General features: G+C 74.2%; 15 protein-coding genes and 1 pseudogene. 5 read left to right on the top strand and 11 right to left on the bottom strand.

The window, feature by feature from the left end; all coding sequences use genetic code 11:
• Nucleotides 1-25: 25 nt before the first annotated feature.
• Nucleotides 26-748 (bottom strand): FCD domain-containing protein, encoded by a 723-nt coding sequence (locus E6U81_RS01715; protein ID WP_136228231.1) that lies wholly within the window; start codon nucleotides 746-748, stop codon nucleotides 26-28.
• Nucleotides 749-879: 131 nt separating this feature from the next.
• On the opposite strand from E6U81_RS01715, the gene E6U81_RS01710 reads away from it, so the two are divergent.
• The gene (locus E6U81_RS01710) at nucleotides 880-1401 is read left to right on the top strand and encodes a gluconokinase (RefSeq protein WP_136228499.1); all 522 of its coding nucleotides are present in this window, start codon (nucleotides 880-882) and stop codon (nucleotides 1399-1401) included.
• 12 nt (nucleotides 1402-1413) lie between these two features.
• Entirely contained in the window at nucleotides 1414-2811 is a 1398-nt protein-coding gene (locus E6U81_RS01705; protein WP_136228230.1) for a gluconate:H+ symporter, read from the top strand.
• A 27-nt stretch (nucleotides 2812-2838) separates the two neighbouring features.
• Here the strand turns inward: E6U81_RS01705 and E6U81_RS01700 are convergent, their stop codons facing one another.
• From E6U81_RS01700 to E6U81_RS01685, 4 genes are all read right to left on the bottom strand, one after another.
• On the bottom strand, nucleotides 2839-3804 hold the full coding sequence (locus E6U81_RS01700) for a hypothetical protein (RefSeq protein WP_136228229.1): 966 nt from the start codon (nucleotides 3802-3804) through the stop codon (nucleotides 2839-2841).
• A gap of 93 nt (nucleotides 3805-3897) precedes the next feature.
• Complete coding sequence (locus tag E6U81_RS01695; protein WP_136228228.1) at nucleotides 3898-5514, bottom strand: cytochrome P450; 1617 nt, start codon at nucleotides 5512-5514, stop codon at nucleotides 3898-3900.
• A gap of 88 nt (nucleotides 5515-5602) precedes the next feature.
• Nucleotides 5603-6388, bottom strand: coding sequence for a beta-lactamase family protein (locus tag E6U81_RS01690; RefSeq protein WP_136228227.1), 786 nt, complete (start codon nucleotides 6386-6388; stop codon nucleotides 5603-5605).
• Between the two features lie 145 nt (nucleotides 6389-6533).
• Complete coding sequence (locus E6U81_RS01685) at nucleotides 6534-10139, bottom strand: S8 family serine peptidase (protein WP_240803563.1); 3606 nt, start codon at nucleotides 10137-10139, stop codon at nucleotides 6534-6536.
• 198 nt (nucleotides 10140-10337) lie between these two features.
• Here E6U81_RS01685 and E6U81_RS01680 point away from each other — a divergent pair, with 198 nt between their 5' ends.
• The 3 genes and pseudogenes from E6U81_RS01680 to E6U81_RS01670 all read left to right on the top strand — a co-directional run bounded on the left by E6U81_RS01680 (nucleotide 10338) and on the right by E6U81_RS01670 (nucleotide 13967).
• Complete coding sequence (locus E6U81_RS01680; RefSeq protein ID WP_136228225.1) at nucleotides 10338-11846, top strand: MFS transporter; 1509 nt, start codon at nucleotides 10338-10340, stop codon at nucleotides 11844-11846.
• A 24-nt stretch (nucleotides 11847-11870) separates the two neighbouring features.
• Nucleotides 11871-12242, top strand: a pseudogene (locus E6U81_RS01675) (DUF6629 family protein); the annotation flags it as partial.
• A gap of 72 nt (nucleotides 12243-12314) precedes the next feature.
• Nucleotides 12315-13967 (top strand): GMC oxidoreductase, encoded by a 1653-nt coding sequence (locus tag E6U81_RS01670; RefSeq protein ID WP_136228223.1) that lies wholly within the window; start codon nucleotides 12315-12317, stop codon nucleotides 13965-13967.
• Between the two features lie 124 nt (nucleotides 13968-14091).
• Here the strand turns inward: E6U81_RS01670 and E6U81_RS01665 are convergent, their stop codons facing one another.
• The 6 genes from E6U81_RS01665 to E6U81_RS01645 all read right to left on the bottom strand — a co-directional run bounded on the left by E6U81_RS01665 (nucleotide 14092) and on the right by E6U81_RS01645 (nucleotide 19496).
• Nucleotides 14092-14571 carry a carboxymuconolactone decarboxylase family protein gene (locus E6U81_RS01665; RefSeq protein ID WP_136228222.1) on the bottom strand — a complete coding sequence of 160 codons (480 nt, stop codon included), beginning with the start codon at nucleotides 14569-14571 and terminating at the stop codon, nucleotides 14092-14094.
• A complete protein-coding gene (locus E6U81_RS01660; RefSeq protein WP_136228221.1) occupies nucleotides 14568-15650 on the bottom strand; it encodes a dihydrodipicolinate reductase in 1083 nt (360 codons plus the stop codon). Before E6U81_RS01660 ends, E6U81_RS01665 begins: the two co-directional genes overlap by 4 nt.
• Before the next feature lie 70 nt (nucleotides 15651-15720).
• Complete coding sequence (locus tag E6U81_RS39605) at nucleotides 15721-15885, bottom strand: DUF6126 family protein (RefSeq protein WP_168714522.1); 165 nt, start codon at nucleotides 15883-15885, stop codon at nucleotides 15721-15723.
• A gap of 15 nt (nucleotides 15886-15900) precedes the next feature.
• Nucleotides 15901-16536 carry an XRE family transcriptional regulator gene (locus E6U81_RS01655; RefSeq protein WP_136228220.1) on the bottom strand — a complete coding sequence of 212 codons (636 nt, stop codon included), beginning with the start codon at nucleotides 16534-16536 and terminating at the stop codon, nucleotides 15901-15903.
• Nucleotides 16537-16600: 64 nt separating this feature from the next.
• A complete protein-coding gene (locus tag E6U81_RS01650; protein WP_240803562.1) occupies nucleotides 16601-17167 on the bottom strand; it encodes an HPP family protein in 567 nt (188 codons plus the stop codon).
• Between the two features lie 793 nt (nucleotides 17168-17960).
• Nucleotides 17961-19496, bottom strand: a complete 1536-nt coding sequence (locus E6U81_RS01645; RefSeq protein WP_136228219.1) for an ATP-dependent DNA ligase — start codon at nucleotides 19494-19496, stop codon at nucleotides 17961-17963.
• Nucleotides 19497-19607 lie beyond the last annotated feature (111 nt).

The raw sequence follows: 19607 nt of genomic DNA, 5'->3' as shown, positions 1-19607 counted from the left end.
CTCCGCCCTGTGCCGGCCGCCCGGCTCAGGGGGCCAGCAGGACGTCCAGTTCCTCCAGTGCGCCCTCGGCGATCCGCCGGGTCAGCGCCTCGGCGCGGGCGGCGTCGCCCTCGCGCACCGCCTCGGCCACCTGGACGTGCAGGGTGACGGCGGCGGGGTCGGGGTCGTGGAACATCACCTCGTGTTCGGTGCGTCCCGTCAGGACCTCGGCGACGACGTCCCCGAGCCGCGCGAACATCTCGTTCCCCGAGGCGTTCAGCACCACGCGGTGGAACGCGATGTCGTGCTGCAGGTAGCCCTCGAGCTGGTGGCCGCGCGAGGTGCGGACCATGCCGAGGGCCGCCGCGGTGAGGTCGGCGCAGTGCTGCGGCGTGGCCAGGGTCGCGGCCAGTCCGGCCGCCACCGGCTCGACGGCGGAGCGCAGCACGGTGAGGGAGCGCAGTTGCCGGGGCCGGTCGGGGCCGGCCAGCCGCCAGCGGATCACCCGCGGGTCGTAGACGTTCCACGTGTCGGTCGGGCGAACCGTCACGCCGACCCGGCGGCGGGACTCGACCAGGTGCATCGACTCCAGCACGCGGACGACCTCGCGCACCACCGTGCGGGAGGCGTCGAAGCGTTCGGCGATCTCGTCGGTGCGCAGGACGCTGCCGGGCGGGTACTCCCCGGCGGCGATCGCGAGGCCGATCGTGTCCAGCACGCGGGAGTGGAGGCCCTGGCCGGGACCGCTTTCGGCGCCTTCGGTGGTCATGGCGCAAGCGTACGGTGACGACCCCTCGGACTAAAGATGTGATGTTTTCGACCCAAGGCTTGAATACGTAGTACTTAATGCGCTTCAGTGGTGCCGCACGAACCGATGTCGACGAGGACAGCGAGGTGGACGTGAGCACCCAGCGCGTCATTGTGGTGATGGGCGTGGCCGGCACGGGCAAGACGACCGTGGGCCGGCTGCTCGCGGAACGGCTCGGCCTTCCCTACGCGGAGGGCGACGCCTTCCACCCGGCGGCCAACGTCGCCAAGATGGCGGCCGGCCACCCTCTGGACGACGCCGACCGGTGGCCCTGGCTGGACGCCGTGGGCGAGTGGATCCGCAACCGCGCCGGGATGTGCGGCGGCGTGATCGCCGCCTCCTCGCTCAAGCGCGTCTACCGCGACCGGCTGCGTACGGCGGCCCCCGGGGCCGTCTTCGTGCACCTCACCGGTGAACGGGCGCTGATCGAGGAGCGGATGGCGGCGCGCAGGGGCCACTTCATGCCCACCACCCTGCTGGAGTCGCAGTTCGCCACGCTGGAGCCGCTCCAGGACGACGAGCTCGGTGTCGCGGTCGACGTGGCCGGCTCCCCGGAAGAAGTCACCGGGCGGGCCCTGGCCGCGCTGGGCCGGCTCGGCATCTCCGAGAACTGAGGGGGCGTCACCGTGACCACGCTCAGCACCCCGGCACTGGCCGCCGCCGCCGCACCGATATCCTCGGCCGGCAACACCCAGGTCGGGATCGCCGTACTCGCCGCCATCGCCCTCATCGTCCTGCTCATCACCCGTCTCAAACTGCACGCCTTCCTGGCGCTGACGGTCGGCTCGCTGGCCCTCGGGGTCTTCGCGGGCGCGCCCCTGGCCAAGACCATGGCCAGCTTCACCGCCGGACTCGGTGCCACGGTCGCGGGCGTGGGCGTACTGATCGCGCTCGGCGCGATCCTCGGCAAGCTGCTCGCGGACTCGGGCGGCGCGGACGAGATCGTCGACACCATCCTGGCCCGCGCCAAGGGCCGGGCGATGCCGTGGGCGATGGTGCTCATCGCATCGGTGATCGGGCTGCCGCTCTTCTTCGAGGTCGGCATCGTGCTGCTGATCCCGGTGGTGCTGCTCGTGGCCAAGCGGGGTAACTACTCCCTGATGCGGATCGGCATCCCGGCGCTGGCCGGTCTGTCCGTGATGCACGGGCTGATACCGCCGCACCCCGGACCCCTCGTCGCCATCGACGCGCTCGACGCGAACCTGGGCGTGACCCTCGCGCTCGGAGTGGTCGTCGCCATCCCGACCGTGATCATCGCCGGGCCCCTGTTCTCCCGGTACGCGGCGCGGTGGGTGGACATCCCGGCGCCGGAGGAGATGATCGCCCGGGCGCGCCCCTCGGCCGAGCCGGAGCACCGACCGCGGTTCGGGGCGACGGTGTTCACCGTGCTGCTGCCCGTGGCCCTGATGCTGGTCAAGGCTCTGGTCGACATCGTGGTCGACGATCCGGCGAACCCGGTGCAGCGCGTGACCGACGTCGTCGGCTCCCCGCTGATCGCGCTGCTCGCGGCCGTGCTGGTCGGCATGTTCACCCTCGGCAGGGCGGCCGGCTTCACCCGGGCGCGGCTCTCGGTGACGGTGGAGAAGTCCCTCGCCCCGATCGCGGGCATCCTGCTGATCGTCGGCGCCGGCGGCGGCTTCAAACAGACCCTCATCGACGTGGGCGTGGGCCGGATGATCCTGGACCTGTCGCAGAACTGGGCCGTCCCCACCCTGCTGCTGGCCTGGCTGATCGCCGTGGCCATCCGGCTGGCCACGGGCTCGGCGACCGTGGCCACCATCTCTGCGGCCGGTCTGGTGGCCCCGCTCGCGGCGGACATGTCCACGACCGGGACCGCACTGCTGGTCCTCGCCATCGGCTCCGGCTCGCTCTTCTTCAGCCATGTCAACGACCCCGGTTTCTGGCTGGTAAAGGAGTACTTCGGGATGACCGTCGGCCAGACCGTGAAGACCTGGTCGGTGATGGAGACGGTGATCTCGGTGGTCGGCCTGGGCTGCGTCCTGCTGCTGTCACTGGTGCTGTAGCCGGAGGTCCTGACGGCCCTGCAGCCCTCACGGGTCCTGCAGTTGGGCGGCGGCGAGGGCGAGGCCGCCCGCCGCCGTGGCGCAGCGGGCCGCCAGGTTCTCGACCTCGGCGCGCAGGGCCTCCGTCTCCCGGCCCTGCCATCCCGGCGACCAGGCCGCGGCCCTGCGCAGCCGGAGCGCGTGCGTGCGCAGCGCGGCGGCGTGGCCGTGCAGGCTCCCTCCCTGGGGCCGCGGCGCCGGACGGAGCGGCCGCGGCCGCTGGGGCGGCCGGTCCGCGGCACGGCGCCGGACGACGGGACCGCGGTCGGGGCCCGTCCCGGCCGGGGGCGGTGCGGGCAGACCCGGGCCGCTGTCGCAGAAGGCCCACAGGGCGGCGCCGAGTCCGAGGAGCGGCCGGGCCGGTTCGGCCCGGCCGGTGGCGACCTGCCAGCCGGCGTGGTCGTTGAAGGGGTTCGCGTCGGTCAGGGCGTTCCAGGCGAGGATGTCGGCGAACGACGGCGCCAGCAGGGAGAACGCGTGCTCGGCGCCCCGTTCGCGCATGATGCGGCGGAACAGCCGGACGGCCTCGGCCTGTCGGCCGGCCTCGACCGCCCGCAGGACCGCCGCGGTGCCGGGGTCCTCCCGGAGTTCGGGGCGGTCCGCGCTCGCCGCCCGGATCCGGGCCTTGAGTCCGCAGACGGCGATGCTGATGGCGAGGCTCTCCCGGCCGGCCAGGACCCCCGCGAGACGGCCGGCGCGGGCCGCGCCCCGGCCGCGCGCCGCCCAGCCGAGGCCCGCCGGGTCGGTGAGGGTGCGCAGCAGGGTGCGCCAACCCCGCCTGCTGCGGCCGCCCCTGGCGAGCGCCGCCGCGGGCAGGCGGGCGCCGAAGGCCAGCCCGGAGGCGTAGCGGGCGGCCTCGCCGACCGCGTCGGCGGCCTCGGCAAGTGCGCGGCACGGGGCGTCGAGCTGGTCGACGTCCGGGGCGGTGGACGCGGAGGTCGCGGCGTCGGACATGGGATCCTCGTGGGTTTCGGCTGGGACGTGACGGGGTGCGGGGCAGGGCGGTGCGGGCGGTGCGGATGAGGCGGCGCCGACAGGGAGAGCGCGTCAGCGGCGGGTGAGGGCGAGCCGGATGCCGTGCGGATCGAGCGTCACGGGCAGGGGGCCGACGGGGTCCAGGACCGGGCGGGCGCCGGTGACGCGGTGGCCGCGCAGCACCTCGGCGCAGAACGCGGCGGTGATCATCAGTCCGAGCTGGTCGCCCGGGCAGCGGCCGCCCCCGTGGCTGAAGGGCGCCATCCGGATGTCCTGGTCGGCCCCCGGGTTCTTCCACCGGCCCGGTACGAAGACATGGGCGGCCGGTACCCGCTCGGGGTCGCGCTGGTGGAAGGCGGCGGGCAGGAGCACCGAGGTGCCGGCCGGGTGGCGCACGCCGCGCCATTCGGTCTCGCCGCGGGTGACACGGATCAGGTCGGGCACGACCGGATACAGGCGCAGCGACTCGCGGACGCAGGCCCGCAGTCTGGGCAGTTCGCCCCGGGCCGGCCCGGCGGCGACCTCGGCGGCCGCCTCGGCGGCGGCCGCGTCCTGTTCGCAGGGGTGGGCGCCGAGCAGGAGCAGCGTGCGCAGCAGGGTGTCGGGCACGGCGTCCATGGCCAGGAGCCAGAGCCGGGCCTCGTCGCCGGGGTCGACGACGCTTTCGGGGCCGGCGGGGTCGCCGTGGCGGGCGGCGCGGCCGGCGAGGGTGTCGTCGCCGGCGTACCGGACGTACTCACCGATGCGGGCGCGGGCCTTGTCGTGCACCGAACGCGCGGTGCGCCCCGGGCCGCCGCGCAGGCGCTTGTCGTCGGCGCGCAGCTGGGTGAGCCATCCGGCGAGTTCGTCGTCCTCGGCGGCCGGGTCTCCGAGGACGATCCGCCGTGCGGCCCGGTTCACGGCGTGCCGGGCGCGGGCGAGTTCGAGGGTGCCGGTGGCGGTGAGGTGCCGGGCCTCTTCGGCGACGGCCGCGAGGATCGGGCCGGCCGCGGGGTGGACGGGCACCGCGGAGGCCAGCACGTCCTCGTTCATCCGCCGCCGCTCGGCGCGCTGTTCGCCGCGGACGCAGCCGGGGCCGTCCCCGTCGGGGTCGGGCTCGTGCGTGCTCAGGCCCCGGCACTTCTGCGGCGGGTCGGCGGCGAGGACGCTGACGGGTTCGGCGTAGAAGCGGCGCACGTCACGCGGGTCGAGGAGGACGAGGAGCGTCTTCCCGGACCGGGTGCGTACGAGCGCGGGCGCGTCCCCGTGGCGTGCGCGCAGGGTGCGGAGCGCGGCGGCGGAGGCGCGTGCCCCGTCGGGCCGCCGGCGGCGCGGGCGGGGCCGGCCGGTGCCGGTGAGCAGGGCGCCGAGGGCGGCGAACACGGTGGTCGCGGCCGCTGGGGACACGGCGGGCACGAGGAGGGCGGCACGGCCGGCCGGGGTCGGCGCTTTGCGGAGCGACGCCTTCACGGTGGTCCGCCGGCCGGGGGCCTGCGCGCCGAGCGGCGGCGCGGCCGGCCCGGGGCCGGCGAGCGGCGGTGCGCCCCGGGCGGCACGGCCGACGCGCTCTGCGGGGCGCAGGCGGACGGCCGGGCCGCCGTGCGTCGGGGGTTCGCCCCTCGCGGACCGCACCGGCAGCCCGGTCCGTTCCGCGAGGGCCCGTACGCGGGCCTTGATCCCGTCGAGGGCGGCCCCTTGGACCGTACGCATGCGTGTACCTCCGCGGCGGGAACGACGACAACGGTCGGTGACATCGGCATCACCGTACGTCCCGCCTGCGCAGTGCGCGCTCCGAGCGCTACACCCGGGGGATCCCGCCCGGCCCGGCGCTCCGCGTGGATCCGTCCGGGGTGAAGACGGCCTCGCGGAAGGTGGTGCGCAGGGGGCCGCGGGCGGCCGGGAGGAGGACGGCCCAGCGGTGGCGGCGGGGGGAGATCCAGACTGCCGGGCCCGGGTCGGTCGGGGCGTGGTGGGTCCAGACGCCGTGCGGGGCGGGGTGCCAGAGGAGCCCGCGGGCGGGGGTGAGTTCGCCCGTGCGGATGCGGAGGGACTCGGCCGTCCAGGCGGGGGTGGGGGGTGCCGGTGCGGGCGCCCCGCCGTCGTCACCCGGGCCACTCGGGTGCAGGACGTGCCGCAGGAAGCGGGCCAGGTCGTCGAGGGGCGCGCGGAGGGTGCCGTCGGCGAGGCGGGTGCGGGTCATGCCGAGCGGGTTCCAGACCCGTACGGCCGCGAGCTCGGCGAGGGTGCTGCCAGAGAGGTGCTCGACGAGACGGGTGAGGGCGGCCGTGCCGCCGGGGTGGGTGAGGAGGTGGTGGGCGGTAATCCCGGCGGGGGTGTCCGCCGCGGCCTCGGCCCCGTACGCGGTGAGCGGGGTGTGCAGGTGCAGCGCGCCCTCGTCGACGAGGGTTCCGACGGCCGGCCACAGGGCGAGGACGCCGGTGAGGCCGCCGACGTCGTGGACGTCGTCCGCGGCGCCCGAACCGGCGTGTGGGCCGTCGGGTCCGCCGACGGCCCACACCGCCCCGGGATCGGCGGACTCCACGAGGGCCCGGACGGCATCTGCCTGGTCGCTCAGGAGCGTCATGGTCGCTCACGCTAACGACCCGGGCCACGGGCCCGTGGCAGGTCGCGCGGATCCGCCGCTCCCGCCACCCGAATGGGCCGGAAAGCCGCTGAGCCCGGCCGGAAGGAGGGGGCGGGGCCGGTGAGCGCCTCGCCCCCTCGGCCCGTCAGCCCAGGTCCGGGCGGTCGGTCACCCGGAGCGTGTTGAGCAGGGGCTTGCCGAAGCCGGAGTGCGTCACGAAGCGGACGTTGAGCACCCCGTCGGTGACCGTGACCGTGTAGGTGCGGGTCAGGGCCTTGTAGGTGCCCGCCTCCAGGGCGATGTCGAGGGAGGGCAGGACCTGCGTGCCCTCGGCCAGGACGTCGAAGACGCGCTTGTTCGGCTTGGTGGAGGACAGCTCCGCGAAGCCGAGCTCCACCGTGTAGGTGCCGTTCGGCACGTTGTCGAAGCGGTACTCGTACATGCCCTCACGGGCGTTGCGGAAGAGCCGCTGCTCGTCCGTGCCGGCGATGGTGCGGCCGGTGGACTGGACGGTGCCGTTGCCCTGGTAGCCGTAGGAGCCGGCCGTGTACTTGCGGTCCGGGGACCAGGCGTCGCCGAGGGCGTCGGTGGTGCCGTAGCCGGAGCCGGCGTCCACTCCGACCTGGTAGCGCGGGACGACGACCTTGACCGGGACGGTGAGGACCGGGGTGCGGCCGCTTGCCGAGGCGATCCTCAGGTCGGCGGTCAGGACCGTGCCGGCTGCCAGTCCGGTCGTGTCGACCGAGAGGGTGACCGGCACCTTCCCGCCCGTCGGCAGGTCACCGGCGGCCGGCGTGGCCGTCAGCCAGCCCGCGTCCTCGGTCACGGTGAACGCCGTCCCGAGGCCCGGGTTGGTGAGGTCCAGGGTCCGGGTCCGCTGCTGGTCGGCCGGGAGCACGACCTCCAGTGCCGGCTTGGACGCCGTCACCCTGCCGGTGCGCAGGGACTGCGTCACCTTCGTGACGTCGGCGGCCTTGACGTCCACCGTGGCGGTGGCGGACTCGTACTGCGCCGCCGCGAGAGAGACGGTGCGCGAGCCGGAGGGGCTCTGGACGACGTACCCGCCGTCGGCGGCCGTGGTCGCCGACACGGCGGTGTCGCCCGTGCCGACGGTCACCGTGGCGCCCGCGACGCCGTTGCCGTCGTTGGCGTCGAGCACCCGGCCGGCCACCACACCGCTCTTGGTGGTGCGGAAGGCGATGGAGAGGCCGTCCGTGATGACCGGGGTGTTGAAGGAGTACTTGAAGGCGTCGGTTCCGGTGGCGTTCTCCACGCCGACCGTGGCCGTGGAGCCGCCCTTGATGCCGGTGCCGCCGGTGCCCTTGTAGGAGTAGGTGACGGTGCCGTCCTCGCCGATGGCCGCCGAGAAGGAGAACCTGTCGGCCTGCGCCGACCAGTGGGACACCTCGCGCCACTCGATCACGTAGCTGCGGTGCGGGGCGGTGCCGGTGACCGCGGTGAAGACGCCCGAACCGCTGCCCGCCGCGCCGACGACCAGGTCGTCCCAGAAGGGGTAGAGGGCCGCGTTGGGCGTGGCCGTGCTCGGGAGGTCGCCGTTGATGTCGCCGGTGTTGTTGCCGCCGAAGCTGACGGTGCCGTTCGTGCCGATCCAGGCCTGGGCGTACGTCTTGCCGTACAGCGGCAGCGGGAAGGGCAGGTCGACCCGTTCGGTGGTGTTGTCGCCCGTCAGCGCGAGCTGGCGGCTGCCCTCCACGTAGGGCCGGTCGGCGGTGGCGCAGGCGTAGCCGTAGCCGTCGGTGCGCTCGGGGAGGTTCACCGCGACGGTGGTGTCGCCGCCGACGGCGACCTCGGCGGTGCCGCCGCTGAGGCAGCGGGAGGCGTGGGTGGCGTTCACCCGGTAGGTGCCGTGCGGCAGGGTGACCTCGAAGCGGCCCTGGGCGTCGGCGGTCGCGGTCACCGGGGTGTCGGCGATGGTGACGGCGGCCCCGGCGGCCGGCCCGGAGGCCGAGGCGACGGTGCCGGTGACCTTGCCGGAGGCCGCCTGGGTGAGGGTGAAGTCGCCGGTGGCGGTGGCGTTCTCGGTCACGGTGGCGGTCGCGGTCTGCTGCCCGTAGCCGAACTTGGCAGCGGTCAGGGTGTACTCGCCGACCGAGAGGGCCGGGAAGGAGTAGCTGCCGTCCGCGGCCGTGGTGGCCGTGCGGTCGATCGGGCCGTCGGCGGTGACCTTCGCGCCCGCGAGGGGCTGGCCGCCGGAGCGGACGGTGCCGCCGAGGGCGCCGAGGGCGCCGCGCGGGGCGGCGCTGACGGCGGCGAGGACGTCGAGGCGGCCCTCTCCGAAGACGTTGTTGTCGGCGGCGTTGCCACCGCACTGGCTGCTGTCGGTGTCCAGGGCGGTGCCGTCCAGGAGCGACTCGGTCTGCGCGATGTCGCCTTCGAGGGACGGGGCTGCGGACCACAGCAGGGCCACGGCGGCCGCGGTGTGCGGCGAGGCCATGGAGGTGCCCGAGAAGGCCTCGTACGCGCCGCCGGGTACGGAGGAGCGGACGTTCACGCCCGGCGCGGAGATGTTCGGCTTGACGATCCCGCCGGGGCCGGCGCCGCGCGAGGAGAAGGACGCGATCGCGTTGTTGATGTCGAAGGCGCCGGAGCTGTAGGAGCTCGCGTAGTCACCGGGTGAGCCGCTGGTGGAGCAGCCGGGGCCGGCGTTGCCGTTGGAGAAGGCCGGGAAGATGCCGGCGGCCCGCCAGGTGTCGACGATCTGCTGGTACCAGGAGTCGCCGCCCGTGCCGCCCCAGGAGTTGTTGACGATGTGCGGGGCGAGGTCGGGACGCGGGTTCTGGCCGTTCAGGTCCGTCGGGGCGACGATCCACTGGCCGGAGGCGAGCAGCGAGGCCTCGGAGCAGGAGTTGGACTCGCAGCCCTTGGCGGCGATCCACTTGGCGCCGGGGGCGACGCCGATCTTGTTGGCGCCGCCGTCATCGCCGACCATCGTGCCCATGGTGTGGGTGCCGTGGTCGTTGTTGTCGCACGGTGCGGCGCCGGCGCAGACGCCCGCGGGGTCGAACCAGTTGTAGGCGTGGGAGTGGCTGCCGTCCGCGTTCCTGCCGCGGTACTGGTTGGCCACGGCCGGGTGGGTGAAGTCGACGCCGCTGTCGATGTTGGCGACGACGATGCCCTCGCCGCGGACGCCGATCTGGTCCCACACCTGCGGGGCCTTGATGCGGTCGATGTTCCACTCGACGGCGTCGGCGACGGCCTTCTCGCGCTTGCCCTCGGCGGGCTTGGGGAGGTCGACCTTGTCGTCGGCGTCGATCCGTGCCACCTCGGGGCGCTGCGCGAGCGTCCCGGCGAGCTTCTCGCTGCCGACGACGCGCACGGCGTTCACGATCCAGTACGAGGTGTACTCGGCCCCCGTGCCTTCCAGGGCCTTGATGACGTCGGCCTGGCTGCGCGCGGCGTGGTCCTTCTGCGCCTTCAGCACGGTCTCGGCCTTGGCGGCGCGGGTCTGCTGCTTCCCCGCGGCGGTGAGGTCGGCGGCGCTGTCGAGATAGACCCAGAAGACGGCTTTGGCGGAGCCGTCGAGCTGGGCGCGGAGCTTGGGTTCGATCTTGCGCTCGGCCGCGCTCGGCGCGCCGGGGCCGGGATCCGGCGCGGCCGCTGCGACGCCCGCGCCGAGCGGGAGCAGCAGGAGCGAGGTGAGGGCGGCGAGCGCCGTGCGTAAGGACCGTGCGGACCTGCCCGGCCTTGTGGGCCTCAGGGCTCGTGAGGGCCGCTTGTCGCGTTGGGCCACGTGTTGTCTCCTCGTACGCCGTGTGCGGGATGTGCGGGAAGGGTGCGCGTGACGTGCGCGGGTCATGGTGAAGGAGACGTCATGCTCATTACAAGAGGGCCTTCTGAGCCGTTCCCGGCCCCAGGGCGCGCCACCTGCCCCCGAACGCGGCCCCGCGCCCCGGTGGCCCTTCCGCGCCGGGCGGGCCAGCCTGAAGGCATGACCGTGCCCGCCGAGCCGCCCGCCCCGCCGCCCGAGCCCGCCATCGCGCTCGCCTCGGCGCGCGGGCGGTGGATCCTGCTGACCACGGTGCTCGGATCGACCATGGCCATGCTGGACGGGACCGTGGTGAACGTGGCCCTGCCGCGCATCGGGGAGGACCTGGACGCCGATCTGGCGGTGCTCCAGTGGACGGTGAACGCCTACCTGCTGACCCTGGCCGGGCTGATCCTGGTCGGCGGCTCGCTGAGTGACCGCTTCGGGCGTCGCAGGATCTTCACACTGGGCGTGGTCTGGTTCGCCGCCGGCTCGCTGTTGTGCGGCATCGCACCGAACGCCGGGGTGCTGATCGCCGCCCGGGCCCTGCAGGGCATCGGCGGGGCGCTGCTGGCACCCGGCTCCCTGGCCCTGATCCAGGCGTCGATCCGGGCCGACGACCGAGGGCGTGCGATCGGCCTGTGGTCGGGACTCGGCGGGGTGGGCGCGGCGGTGGGGCCGTTCCTCGGCGGCTGGCTGGTGGACGGGCCCGGCTGGCGGTGGGTCTTCCTGCTGAACGTTCCGCTGGCCGCGGTGTGCGTGCCGGTCGCCCTGCGGCACGTACCGGAATCCCGGGACCCGCAGGCGCACGGGCGGTTCGACGTGGCCGGCGCGGCGCTCGGCGCGGGCGCCCTCGGGCTGGTCACCTACGCACTGATCGAGGCCCGGTCCGGATCGGCGGCGGTGATCGCCGCGGCGGTGCTCGGGGTCCTGCTGGGCGGCGCCTTCGTGTACGTGGAGCGGCGGCGGGCCGACCCGATGGTGCCGCCGGACATCTTCGCGTCCCGGCAGTTCACCGCCGTCAACCTCGTCACCCTGTGCGTGTACGCGGCCATCGGGGGGTTCTTCTTCCTGGTCGTGCTGCAGCTCCAGGCGGTGTCCGGGTACTCGGCGCTGGCCGCCGGGGCCGCGATGCTGCCGACGACCCTCCTGATGCTCCTGCTGTCGGCGCGCTCGGGTGAGCTCGGGGAGCGGATCGGACCGCGCATCCCGCTCACGGTGGGGCCGCTGCTGTGTGCCGCGGGGACGCTGCTGATGCTGCGCGTGGGACCTGCGGCGTCCTACGTACAGGACGTCCTGCCCGCGATGGTCGTGATGGGCATGGGCCTGGTGGCCCTCGTCGCGCCGCTGACCTCCACCGTGCTGGCCTCGGTGGACCCCGGCCGGGCGGGACTGGCCAGCGGCATCAACAACGCGGCGGCGCGCGTCGCCGGGCTGCTCGCGGTGGCGGCGCTGCCGCTGCTGTCCGGGATGGGGCCCGAGTCGTACCGCTCGGCAACCCAGTTCGACGCCGCCTTCGGGCGGGCCATGCTCTGGTGCACCGGGGCCTTCCTGGTCGGCGCCGCCGTGGCCTGGGCGACCGTGCGCTCCCCCGCGTCCAAGGCGTGCCACCCGCAGTGCCACACGTACTGCGCGGTGTCGGCCCCGCCGCTCGAACCCCGCGAGCGGGGCGGCCGTACGGCGCCGGGCTGATCCCCGTGTGCTGGAGCGCGACGGCCGACCTGGTGGCCGGTGGCGGTCGGTCTCGCGACCGCCGCGGTCCTCGCCCACGCCCTGGCGACCCGGCCGGTGACCGCCGAGATCCGGGGCCGCACCATCGGCTACGGCGTGAATGTTCCGTGGATGCCGCTGGTTCTGACGGGCTGTCTGTTCGCCACCCTGGGCGCGCTGGTGCTCGCCGGGGACCGGCGGCTGCGGACCCTCGGCCTGGTGCTGGCGGCGGGGGCACTGGCCTGCTCAGCGCTGTGGCGGCTGGAATTCGCCTCCACCTGGTGCGCCTTCGCCGCGGTCGCCTCGCTGCTCGTACTGGGCTGGGTCCGAGCCGGGAACCGGTCACCGGGAATGCCTGATCGACCGAAAGTTACCTAGACGTATGTAGTGACTTCGCACGCAGGCGGCAGTAGAACTCGTTCCCATTCCATCGAGAGTGAGGAACGTCACATGGGTGACAACGCCCTGCCCCAAAGAGGCTCCAATGGAATTTCACGCCGCGGATTTCTCGGTAGAACAGGTTCCATAATCGGAGCCGTGGCCCTGGCCGGTCACATCACCCCGGCCCAGGCCGCCGCGGCGGCCGCCGCCGCCCCCGCACCCATCGGCGACGGCGCCCGCGTACCGGTCCTGGTCATCGGCACCGGCTACGGCGGGTCGGTCGCGGCGCTGCGGCTGGCCCAGGCCGGAGTCGACGTGCAGATGATCGAGATGGGCATGAACTGGGACACCCCGGGCCCGGACGGCAAGGTCTTCCCGAAGGTGACCACTCCGGACTACCGCTCGTTCTGGCTCCGCACGCGAACCAAGGCCCCGCTCAGCAACTTCCTCGGCTTCCCCATCGACAAGGACGTCCCCAAGTACACGGGGATCCTGGACGCCGAGGACTTCGCCGGCATCACGGTCTACCAGGGCCGCGGCGTCGGCGGCGGTTCGCTGGTCAACGGCGGCATGGCGGTCACGCCCAAGCGCGCGAACTTCGCCGCCGTCCTCCCCTCGGTCAACGCCGACGAGATGTACGACACCTACTACCCGAGGGCCAACGCCGGACTCGGCGTCGGGATGGTGGACCCGGCCTGGTTCGACACCGCCGACTGCTACCAGTTCTCCCGCGTCGGCCGCAAGCACGCCCAGCGCTCCGGCTTCGCCTGGACCTTCGTACCCGACGTGTACGACTGGGACTACATGAAGCGGGAGGCCGACGGCACCGCCACCAAGTCCGCTCTGGCCGGGGAGATCCTCTACGGCAACAACCACGGCAAGAAGTCGCTGGTGCAGACGTACCTCGCGCAGGCCAGGGCCACGGGCAGGGTCACCATCTCGCCCCTGCACAAGGTCACCACGGTCTCCCCCGCCGCGGGCGGCGGCTACACGGTCGCCATCGACCAGATCAACACCACCGGCGACACCGTGGCCACCAAGACCGTCACCGCCGACCGGGTGTTCTTCGCCGCCGGCAGCGTCGGCACCAGCAAGCTCCTGGTCAAGCTGAAGGCGACCGGGGCGCTGGCGAACCTCAACGGCGAGGTGGGCAAGGGCTGGGGCGAGAACGGGAACGTCATGTGCGGCCGCGCCAACCACATGTGGGACCCGACCGGCAAGCTCCAGTCGACCATCCCCTGCTCCGGCATCGACAACTGGGACGCGGGGGGCGCGTTCGCCGAGGTGGCTCCGCTGCCGACCGGGATCGAGACGTACGCCTCGTTCTACCTGTCGATCACCAAGAACCCCAACCGCGCCGAGTTCACCTGGAACGCGGCCGCGGGCAGGGTCGACCTGAGCTGGCAGACCGCCTGGAAGCAGCCGTCCATCTCGATGGCCAAGACCATCTTCGACAAGATCAACTCGAAGGAGGGGACGATCTACCGGACCGACCTGTTCGGCGCCTACAAGATCTGGAACGACACCCTGACCTACCACCCGCTCGGCGGCGCCGTCCTGGACAGGGCCACCGACAACTACGGCCGCCTGCACGGCTACACCGGCCTGTACGTGATCGACGGCGCGCTGATCCCCGGAAACGCCAGCGTGAACCCGTTCGTCACCATCACCGCGCTCGCCGAGCGCAATATCGAGAAGATCATCGCCACCGACCTCCCGTAGGGCCGCGTCCTCCCCCCAGCGGCCGGGGCCGTTCGGATCGCCGAACGGCCCCTTTTCACGCCCTGCCCCTCTGCACGCCCGACCGGGCCCGGCCCGGCCCCGGCCCGGCCCGCTCAGCGCCGCTTCAGTGCCCGGGCAGCACGCAGACGCTGTCGAGGCCCAGCACGTGGTTGAGCCGCCCGAAGGCCAGCCAGGACCCGATGCTCATGGTGAGCTCGACGACCTCCAGCTGGCTGTAGTGCGCGGTCATCCGGTCCCAGAACTCCTCGTCGAGCCCGTGGTGGTCGAGGGTGTACCGCTCGGCGTACTCCGCCGCCAGCCGGGTGCGCTCGTCGAACGCGTCGGTGGTGCGCCACTCGGTGACCGCGTCGGCGAACTCCTCCTCGACCTTCTGCCCGTCCCGTTCGGTGCGCCAGTCCAGGCAGAAGACGCACCCGTTGATCTGCGCGACGCGCAGCCGTGCGGCCTCGAACTCGCGCAGCCCGAGGGTGGTGTGGGCGTACACCGACAGGGAGAAGTTCGCGGCGGCCATGCCGATCCCGGGCACCATGTCGCCCCACACGTACTCGATCGGGTGCTGGCCTTCGGGGATGTCGATCCTCATGACGGTTTCCTTCCGAGTCTGCCGGTGGCGGGCCGCAGCGGGATGTCCAGGGCGTCGTAGAGTCCGGGCTCCGCCGCCGCGAGCCAGTCGATGGCGCCGACGAGGCGGCCGACGGCGGTGGCGTTGCCGCCCGCGGAACGGTTCTCGCCCTCGTCGGTGGCCTCGACGGTGACCTCGATGCGGGGGCGGCCCTCGATCACGACGCGGTGGGCGCCGTCGCCGCCGTCCGGCGGCACCGGCCATTCCGGTGCGCACGAGGGGTGGATGCGGGTGACGTGCTCGATGACGATGCGGGGCTCGCCGCCGACGATGCCCTGGACCTCGAAGCGGATCGCCCCCTGGGTGCCGGCCTCGAACGCGCCCATGGTGCGGGTGGTCACGGTGGTGTCGAGCGCGCGGCGCTCCGACGTCTCGCGGATCTCGTCGAGTTCGACCCCGAGCGCCCGGGCCATCATCCGTATCTGACCGCCCCAGACCATCGTCGGGATCGAGGGCATGAGCATCATCGGCTCGAAGTCCATGGGGTGGCCCATGCCGATGAGGTTGCGGACGGAGTCCGGCTGGTCGTAGGTGGAGTAGTCGAAGATCTCCTGGCAGCGGATGGCGTCGATGGTGGTGCCGAGGCCGCTGAGCAGGAGCGGGAGGACGTCGTTGCCCCATCCGGGGTCGACGCCGGAGGCGAAGAGCGAGCCGCCGCCCTCGGCGATGGCCGCCAGTACCGGGTCGCGGAACTCCGGCGGGGCGCTGCGGTGGTCGTAGAGCGGGTAGAGGGCCGGGCTGACGACGACCGCGCCCGCCCGGACCGCACGGGTGATGTCGGCGAGGGCGTCGTCGGGCCGGACGTCCCCGGACGCGGCGTACACCACCGCTCGGGGACGGCCGGCGAGTACGGCTTCGGCGTCGTCGGTGGCCTCGACTCCCAACAGGTGGTCGAGGCCGCCGAGTTCGCCGGCGTCGCGGCCGACCTTGGCTGGATTGTGGACGATGACTGCGCAGAGTTCGAGCGCGGGATGGGCCGCGACGGCGCGGATGGCCAGACGGCCGACGTTGCCGGTACCCCAGACAACCGTGGGAATCATGCGCGGAGGGTAGCCACCGCCCCCGCACCTTTCCATAGCCGCGCGGCCCGAACTCGCGCGCTGCGGGTGGTTACTGGTTCTGGCCACCCAGGACGAAGAGGAGGTAGACGAAGAAGGCGAAGAGGTGGCCCACGAAGAGGTAGGCGACCAGCCGGATGATCAGGCCGCGCGGGAACTTGGCCTCGAAGCGCGCACGTACGCCGGCGGGCTCGTCCGCAGGGGGCACGGGGGTCATGGGTGGGCTCCTCGCCTATCGGTGGTGCGTGGTGGTGGCGGCCCCGCCGAGGCACAGCCCGGCGAGGCTGCTCTGGAGCAGGGTGTGGACGAACAGCAGGTCGGCTCCGCCCGGGGAGGCGGCACCGATCCGGTGCGGGGTGAGGGAGTCGAAGTGGGCACTGTCCCCCGGCTCCAGCAGGTACTCGGCCTCGCCCAGGTGCAGGCGCAGCCGCCCCTGGAGGACGTACAGCCACTCCTCGCCGGGATGGACGCGGACCAGTTCGTCCGGGCCTCGGCCGTGCGGCACGTGGACGCGCAGCGCCTGCATCCCGCGCCCGGCGCCGCCCGCCTGCCAGTACGTCCAGCCGTCGGCCTCGCGGGCACCCGGACCGCCGGCCCGTACGATGGGATCGGCGACGGCAGGGGTCTCGCCGAGCAGCTCGGAGACCGTCGTACCGTAGGTGCGGGCGAGCCCCAGCAGGAGCGGCAGCGAGGGCTGGCGCCGGCCGGTCTCCAGCCGGGACAGGTGGGCGGGCGACAGCCGGGCCCGCGCGGCGGCGGCCTCCAGGGTGAGGCCGGCACGGCGGCGCAGCTCGCGCAGCTGCGGCGCCACGGCGGGCAGCTCGTCGACCGCGTCTTCCGGGCGGTCGGGGGCGGTACCGGGTTTCATGCCCCGATTGAGCCAGAGTCTTGCCTTCCTGGCAAACCTTCTTGCCTCTGAGGCAAAGCGCCGCCTACCACCAGCGGACCGGGTACCGGTCTCCGGCCGGGTGGGTGCGGGAGGCGGCGACACCGCCGAGGACGAGGACCAGGGTCGCGCCGAACAGCAGCGGGACGAACCGTGCGGGTGCCGGGGTCTGCAGCACGACGACGACGGCGGTGGCGCAGGCGGGTGAGTGCGGGGTCCGGGCGAGGGTCGTGGCGGCGAAGGTCAGACCTCCGGCCAGGGCCGCGCTCCAGGGGGCGCTCGGTGCCACGGCGAGGAGCGCGTAGCCGGCTCCGGCGCCCAGGAGGTGGGCGATGACGACGGTGCGGGGCTGGGCCGTGTGCAGGGTGGGGGTGTGGTGCAGGACTGCGGCGCTGGCGGCCAGGGACGGTATGAGGACCGGTTCGCCGATGACCGCGGCGATGGCGGCCAGGGCGAGGAGGGAGGCGGCGACCGCGCCGGTGCCGGGCAGGGCCGCGACCACGGCGGCCCGGGCACGGTGCAGGCGCCCGGACCCCTTCGGGGGCGGCGCGCCGTCACGGGACGCCTCCGGGCCGGATATCGGCCGACGGGTCAGCACGGAGTCAAGGTCCACGATGGCGGCTCCTGGCACGGCGGGGGTCACGGGGACGACGGGCAGCCCCGTCGTGGTGCGCGCCCGCCGTCAGGGGCCGGCACGTGGACAGCCACCATGGCCCGCCCGTCTACGGCTGTCCTACGACGATTCGATGACGCGGCCGACGCCGCAGCCCCGGCCGCCTGCCGGAAGCAAGCGCTCCGGCCCCACCGGGGACACGGGCTCCAGCCCCGCCAGCGGTATCGGGCTTCGGGCCTGCCGGGGGCACCGGCTTCGGCCCCACCGGGGGCACCGGCCCCAGCCCCACCCGGGGCACCGGCTTCGGCCCCACCGGGGGTACGGGCTCCCACCCCGCCAGCGGTACCGGGCTCGGCCCTGCCGGAGGCACCGGCCCCAGCCCCACCGGGGGCACCGGCCCCAGCCCCACCCGGGGCACCGGCTTCGGCCCCACCGGGGGTACGGGCTCCCACCCCGCCAGCGGTACCGGGCTCGGGCCTGCCGGAGGCACCGGCCCCACCCCGCCGAGGGCACCGGCCCCAGCCCCACCCGGGGCACCGGCTTCGGCCGGGGCACCGGCTTCGGCCCCACCGGGGCACGGACTCCCACCCCGCCAGCGCCGGGCTCGGCCCTGGCGGAGGCACCGGCCCCGCCCCACCGGGGGCACCGGCCCCAGCCCCACCCGGGGCACCGGCTCCCACCCCGCCAGCGCCGGGCTCGGCCCTGGCGGAGGCACCGGCCCCACCCCGCCGGGGGCACGGAGTCTCCAGCCCCACCGGGGGCACGGGTTCGGCTCTGTGGCGGGCTGCTGGTCTCAGGGGGCGTTGCGTCGGCCCAGTACCGTCTCGACGGTGTCGGCCTGCTGCGCGGCCTTGTCCGGGCGGTGCCTCACCACCCGCGCGAAACGCAGGGCCACTCCGGCCGGGTAGCGCGTCGAGCGCTGCAGTCCGTCGTAGGCGATCTCCACCACCAGTTCCGGGCGCACCCGTACCGTGAAACCGTCGTCCGAGGTGGCGAGCGCGCGCAGCGCCTGCGTCTGCCAGCGCAGCATCTCGTCCGTGAGGCCCTTGAACGTCTTGCCGAGCATGGCGTAGGTACCGTCGGCGGCCCGGGCCCCGAGGTGGAGGTTCGAGAGCAGTCCCGTGCGCCGCCCGTGGCCCCATTCGGCGGCGAGCACGACCAGGTCCAGGGTGTGCACCGGTTTCACCTTCAGCCAGTGCTTGCCGCGCCGGCCGGCCGCGTACGCCGAGTCCAGGCCCTTGACCACCACGCCCTCGTGGCCGCGGCGCAGGGTCTCGGCCCAGAACTCCACGGCCTCGGCCTCCTGGGCCGCCGGGTCCCGCACCTCCAGGCGGCGGACCCGGGCTCCCTCGGGCACGAGAGCGGCCAGGGCGGCATACCGCTCGCGGACGGGAAGGTCCAGCAGGACGTCGCCGCCGACGGCCAGGACGTCGAAGAAGTAGGGGACCACCGGCAGCGTCCGCCGGGCGGCGCCCACGTCCACCCGGGAGCCGACCCGGCTCGCGATCTCCTGGAAGGGGACGGGGCGGCCGTCCGGGCTCCGGCCGATGACCTCCCCGTCGAGGATGAACCGCTCCCCCGGCAGGGACCTGGCCAGTTCGGCGACCTCGGGCAGCCGCCCGGTGATCTCGTCGAGGGAGCGCGTGTAGACCCGTACGTCGTCCCCCTCGCGGTGGACCTGCACGCGGATCCCGTCCAGCTTCTCCTCCACCGCGCACGGGCCGAGCGCGGCCAGCGCCTCGGTCACCGATCCGGCCGTGCCCGCCAGCATCGGCTGGACCGGCCGGCCCACCCGCAGGGTCACCGCGCGCAGCGCCTCGGCTCCGTGGGCGAGCACCGCCTGGGCGACCCGCGGCAGGGAACCGTCCAGCATCACCGCCCGGCGCAGCTCGGCCGCGGGTACCCCGGCGGCCGCGGCCACGCCCTCCAGGGCCACGGCGTCGAGCGCGCCCTGGCGCACCTCGCCCGACAGCAGGCTGCGCAGGAAGGCCTGCTCGGCCTCGGTGGCCGCGCCGAGCAGCCCGGCGACGATCCCGCTGCGCCGGGCGGCGGATCCGGCGCCGGCCTCCGCGGCGAGTCCGCCGACCGCCGCGTCGACGTCGCGGACGGTGAGGGTGGGCTCGGCCGCCGGTGGGGTCTCCTGGCCCAGGATGCGCCAGCCGATGCCCGGGCGGCCCTGCGGGAGGCGTCCGGAGAGGTAGGAGATGACCAGTCCGGCCTCTTCGGGCGGAGCCGCGGCGAAGAGCTCCGCGAGCAGTGCGGTCTTGCGGGACCGGGCGGAAGTGGCGGCGACTTCCCGTGACACGCGAGCGACCTCGGCCAGCAGCATGCGGCCATCCTGCCGTCCGGCGGCGCGGTGCGCAGGTCGGACGCCCGTACCGCAGGTGCGGTACACAAGGGCTGCGGCCTAGTCCCTGAGAAGGTCGCCGGTTCCGCCTGT

This window comes from Streptomyces sp. A0592 (genome assembly GCF_004795115.1).
Taxonomy (GTDB): Bacteria; Actinomycetota; Actinomycetes; order Streptomycetales; family Streptomycetaceae; genus Streptomyces; species Streptomyces erythrochromogenes.
The sequence above is the reverse complement of the archived record's forward strand: the minus strand, read 5'-3'. Positions and strand labels throughout refer to the sequence as shown.

What these genes read in the sequence shown, in the direction of transcription:
- E6U81_RS39605 (WP_168714522.1), bottom strand. Translation starts at nt 15,885, where the DNA reads ATGACCCCCGTGCCCCCTGCGGACGAGCCCGCCGGCGTACGTGCGCGC.
- E6U81_RS01680 (WP_136228225.1), top strand. Translation starts at nt 10,338, where the DNA reads ATGACCGTGCCCGCCGAGCCGCCCGCCCCGCCGCCCGAGCCCGCCATC.
- E6U81_RS01700 (WP_136228229.1), bottom strand. Translation starts at nt 3,804, where the DNA reads ATGTCCGACGCCGCGACCTCCGCGTCCACCGCCCCGGACGTCGACCAG.
- E6U81_RS01655 (WP_136228220.1), bottom strand. Translation starts at nt 16,536, where the DNA reads ATGAAACCCGGTACCGCCCCCGACCGCCCGGAAGACGCGGTCGACGAG.
- E6U81_RS01670 (WP_136228223.1), top strand. Translation starts at nt 12,315, where the DNA reads ATGGGTGACAACGCCCTGCCCCAAAGAGGCTCCAATGGAATTTCACGC.
- E6U81_RS01715 (WP_136228231.1), bottom strand. Translation starts at nt 748, where the DNA reads ATGACCACCGAAGGCGCCGAAAGCGGTCCCGGCCAGGGCCTCCACTCC.
- E6U81_RS01690 (WP_136228227.1), bottom strand. Translation starts at nt 6,388, where the DNA reads ATGACGCTCCTGAGCGACCAGGCAGATGCCGTCCGGGCCCTCGTGGAG.
- E6U81_RS01660 (WP_136228221.1), bottom strand. Translation starts at nt 15,650, where the DNA reads ATGATTCCCACGGTTGTCTGGGGTACCGGCAACGTCGGCCGTCTGGCC.
- E6U81_RS01645 (WP_136228219.1), bottom strand. Translation starts at nt 19,496, where the DNA reads ATGCTGCTGGCCGAGGTCGCTCGCGTGTCACGGGAAGTCGCCGCCACT.
- E6U81_RS01665 (WP_136228222.1), bottom strand. Translation starts at nt 14,571, where the DNA reads ATGAGGATCGACATCCCCGAAGGCCAGCACCCGATCGAGTACGTGTGG.
- E6U81_RS01695 (WP_136228228.1), bottom strand. Translation starts at nt 5,514, where the DNA reads ATGCGTACGGTCCAAGGGGCCGCCCTCGACGGGATCAAGGCCCGCGTA.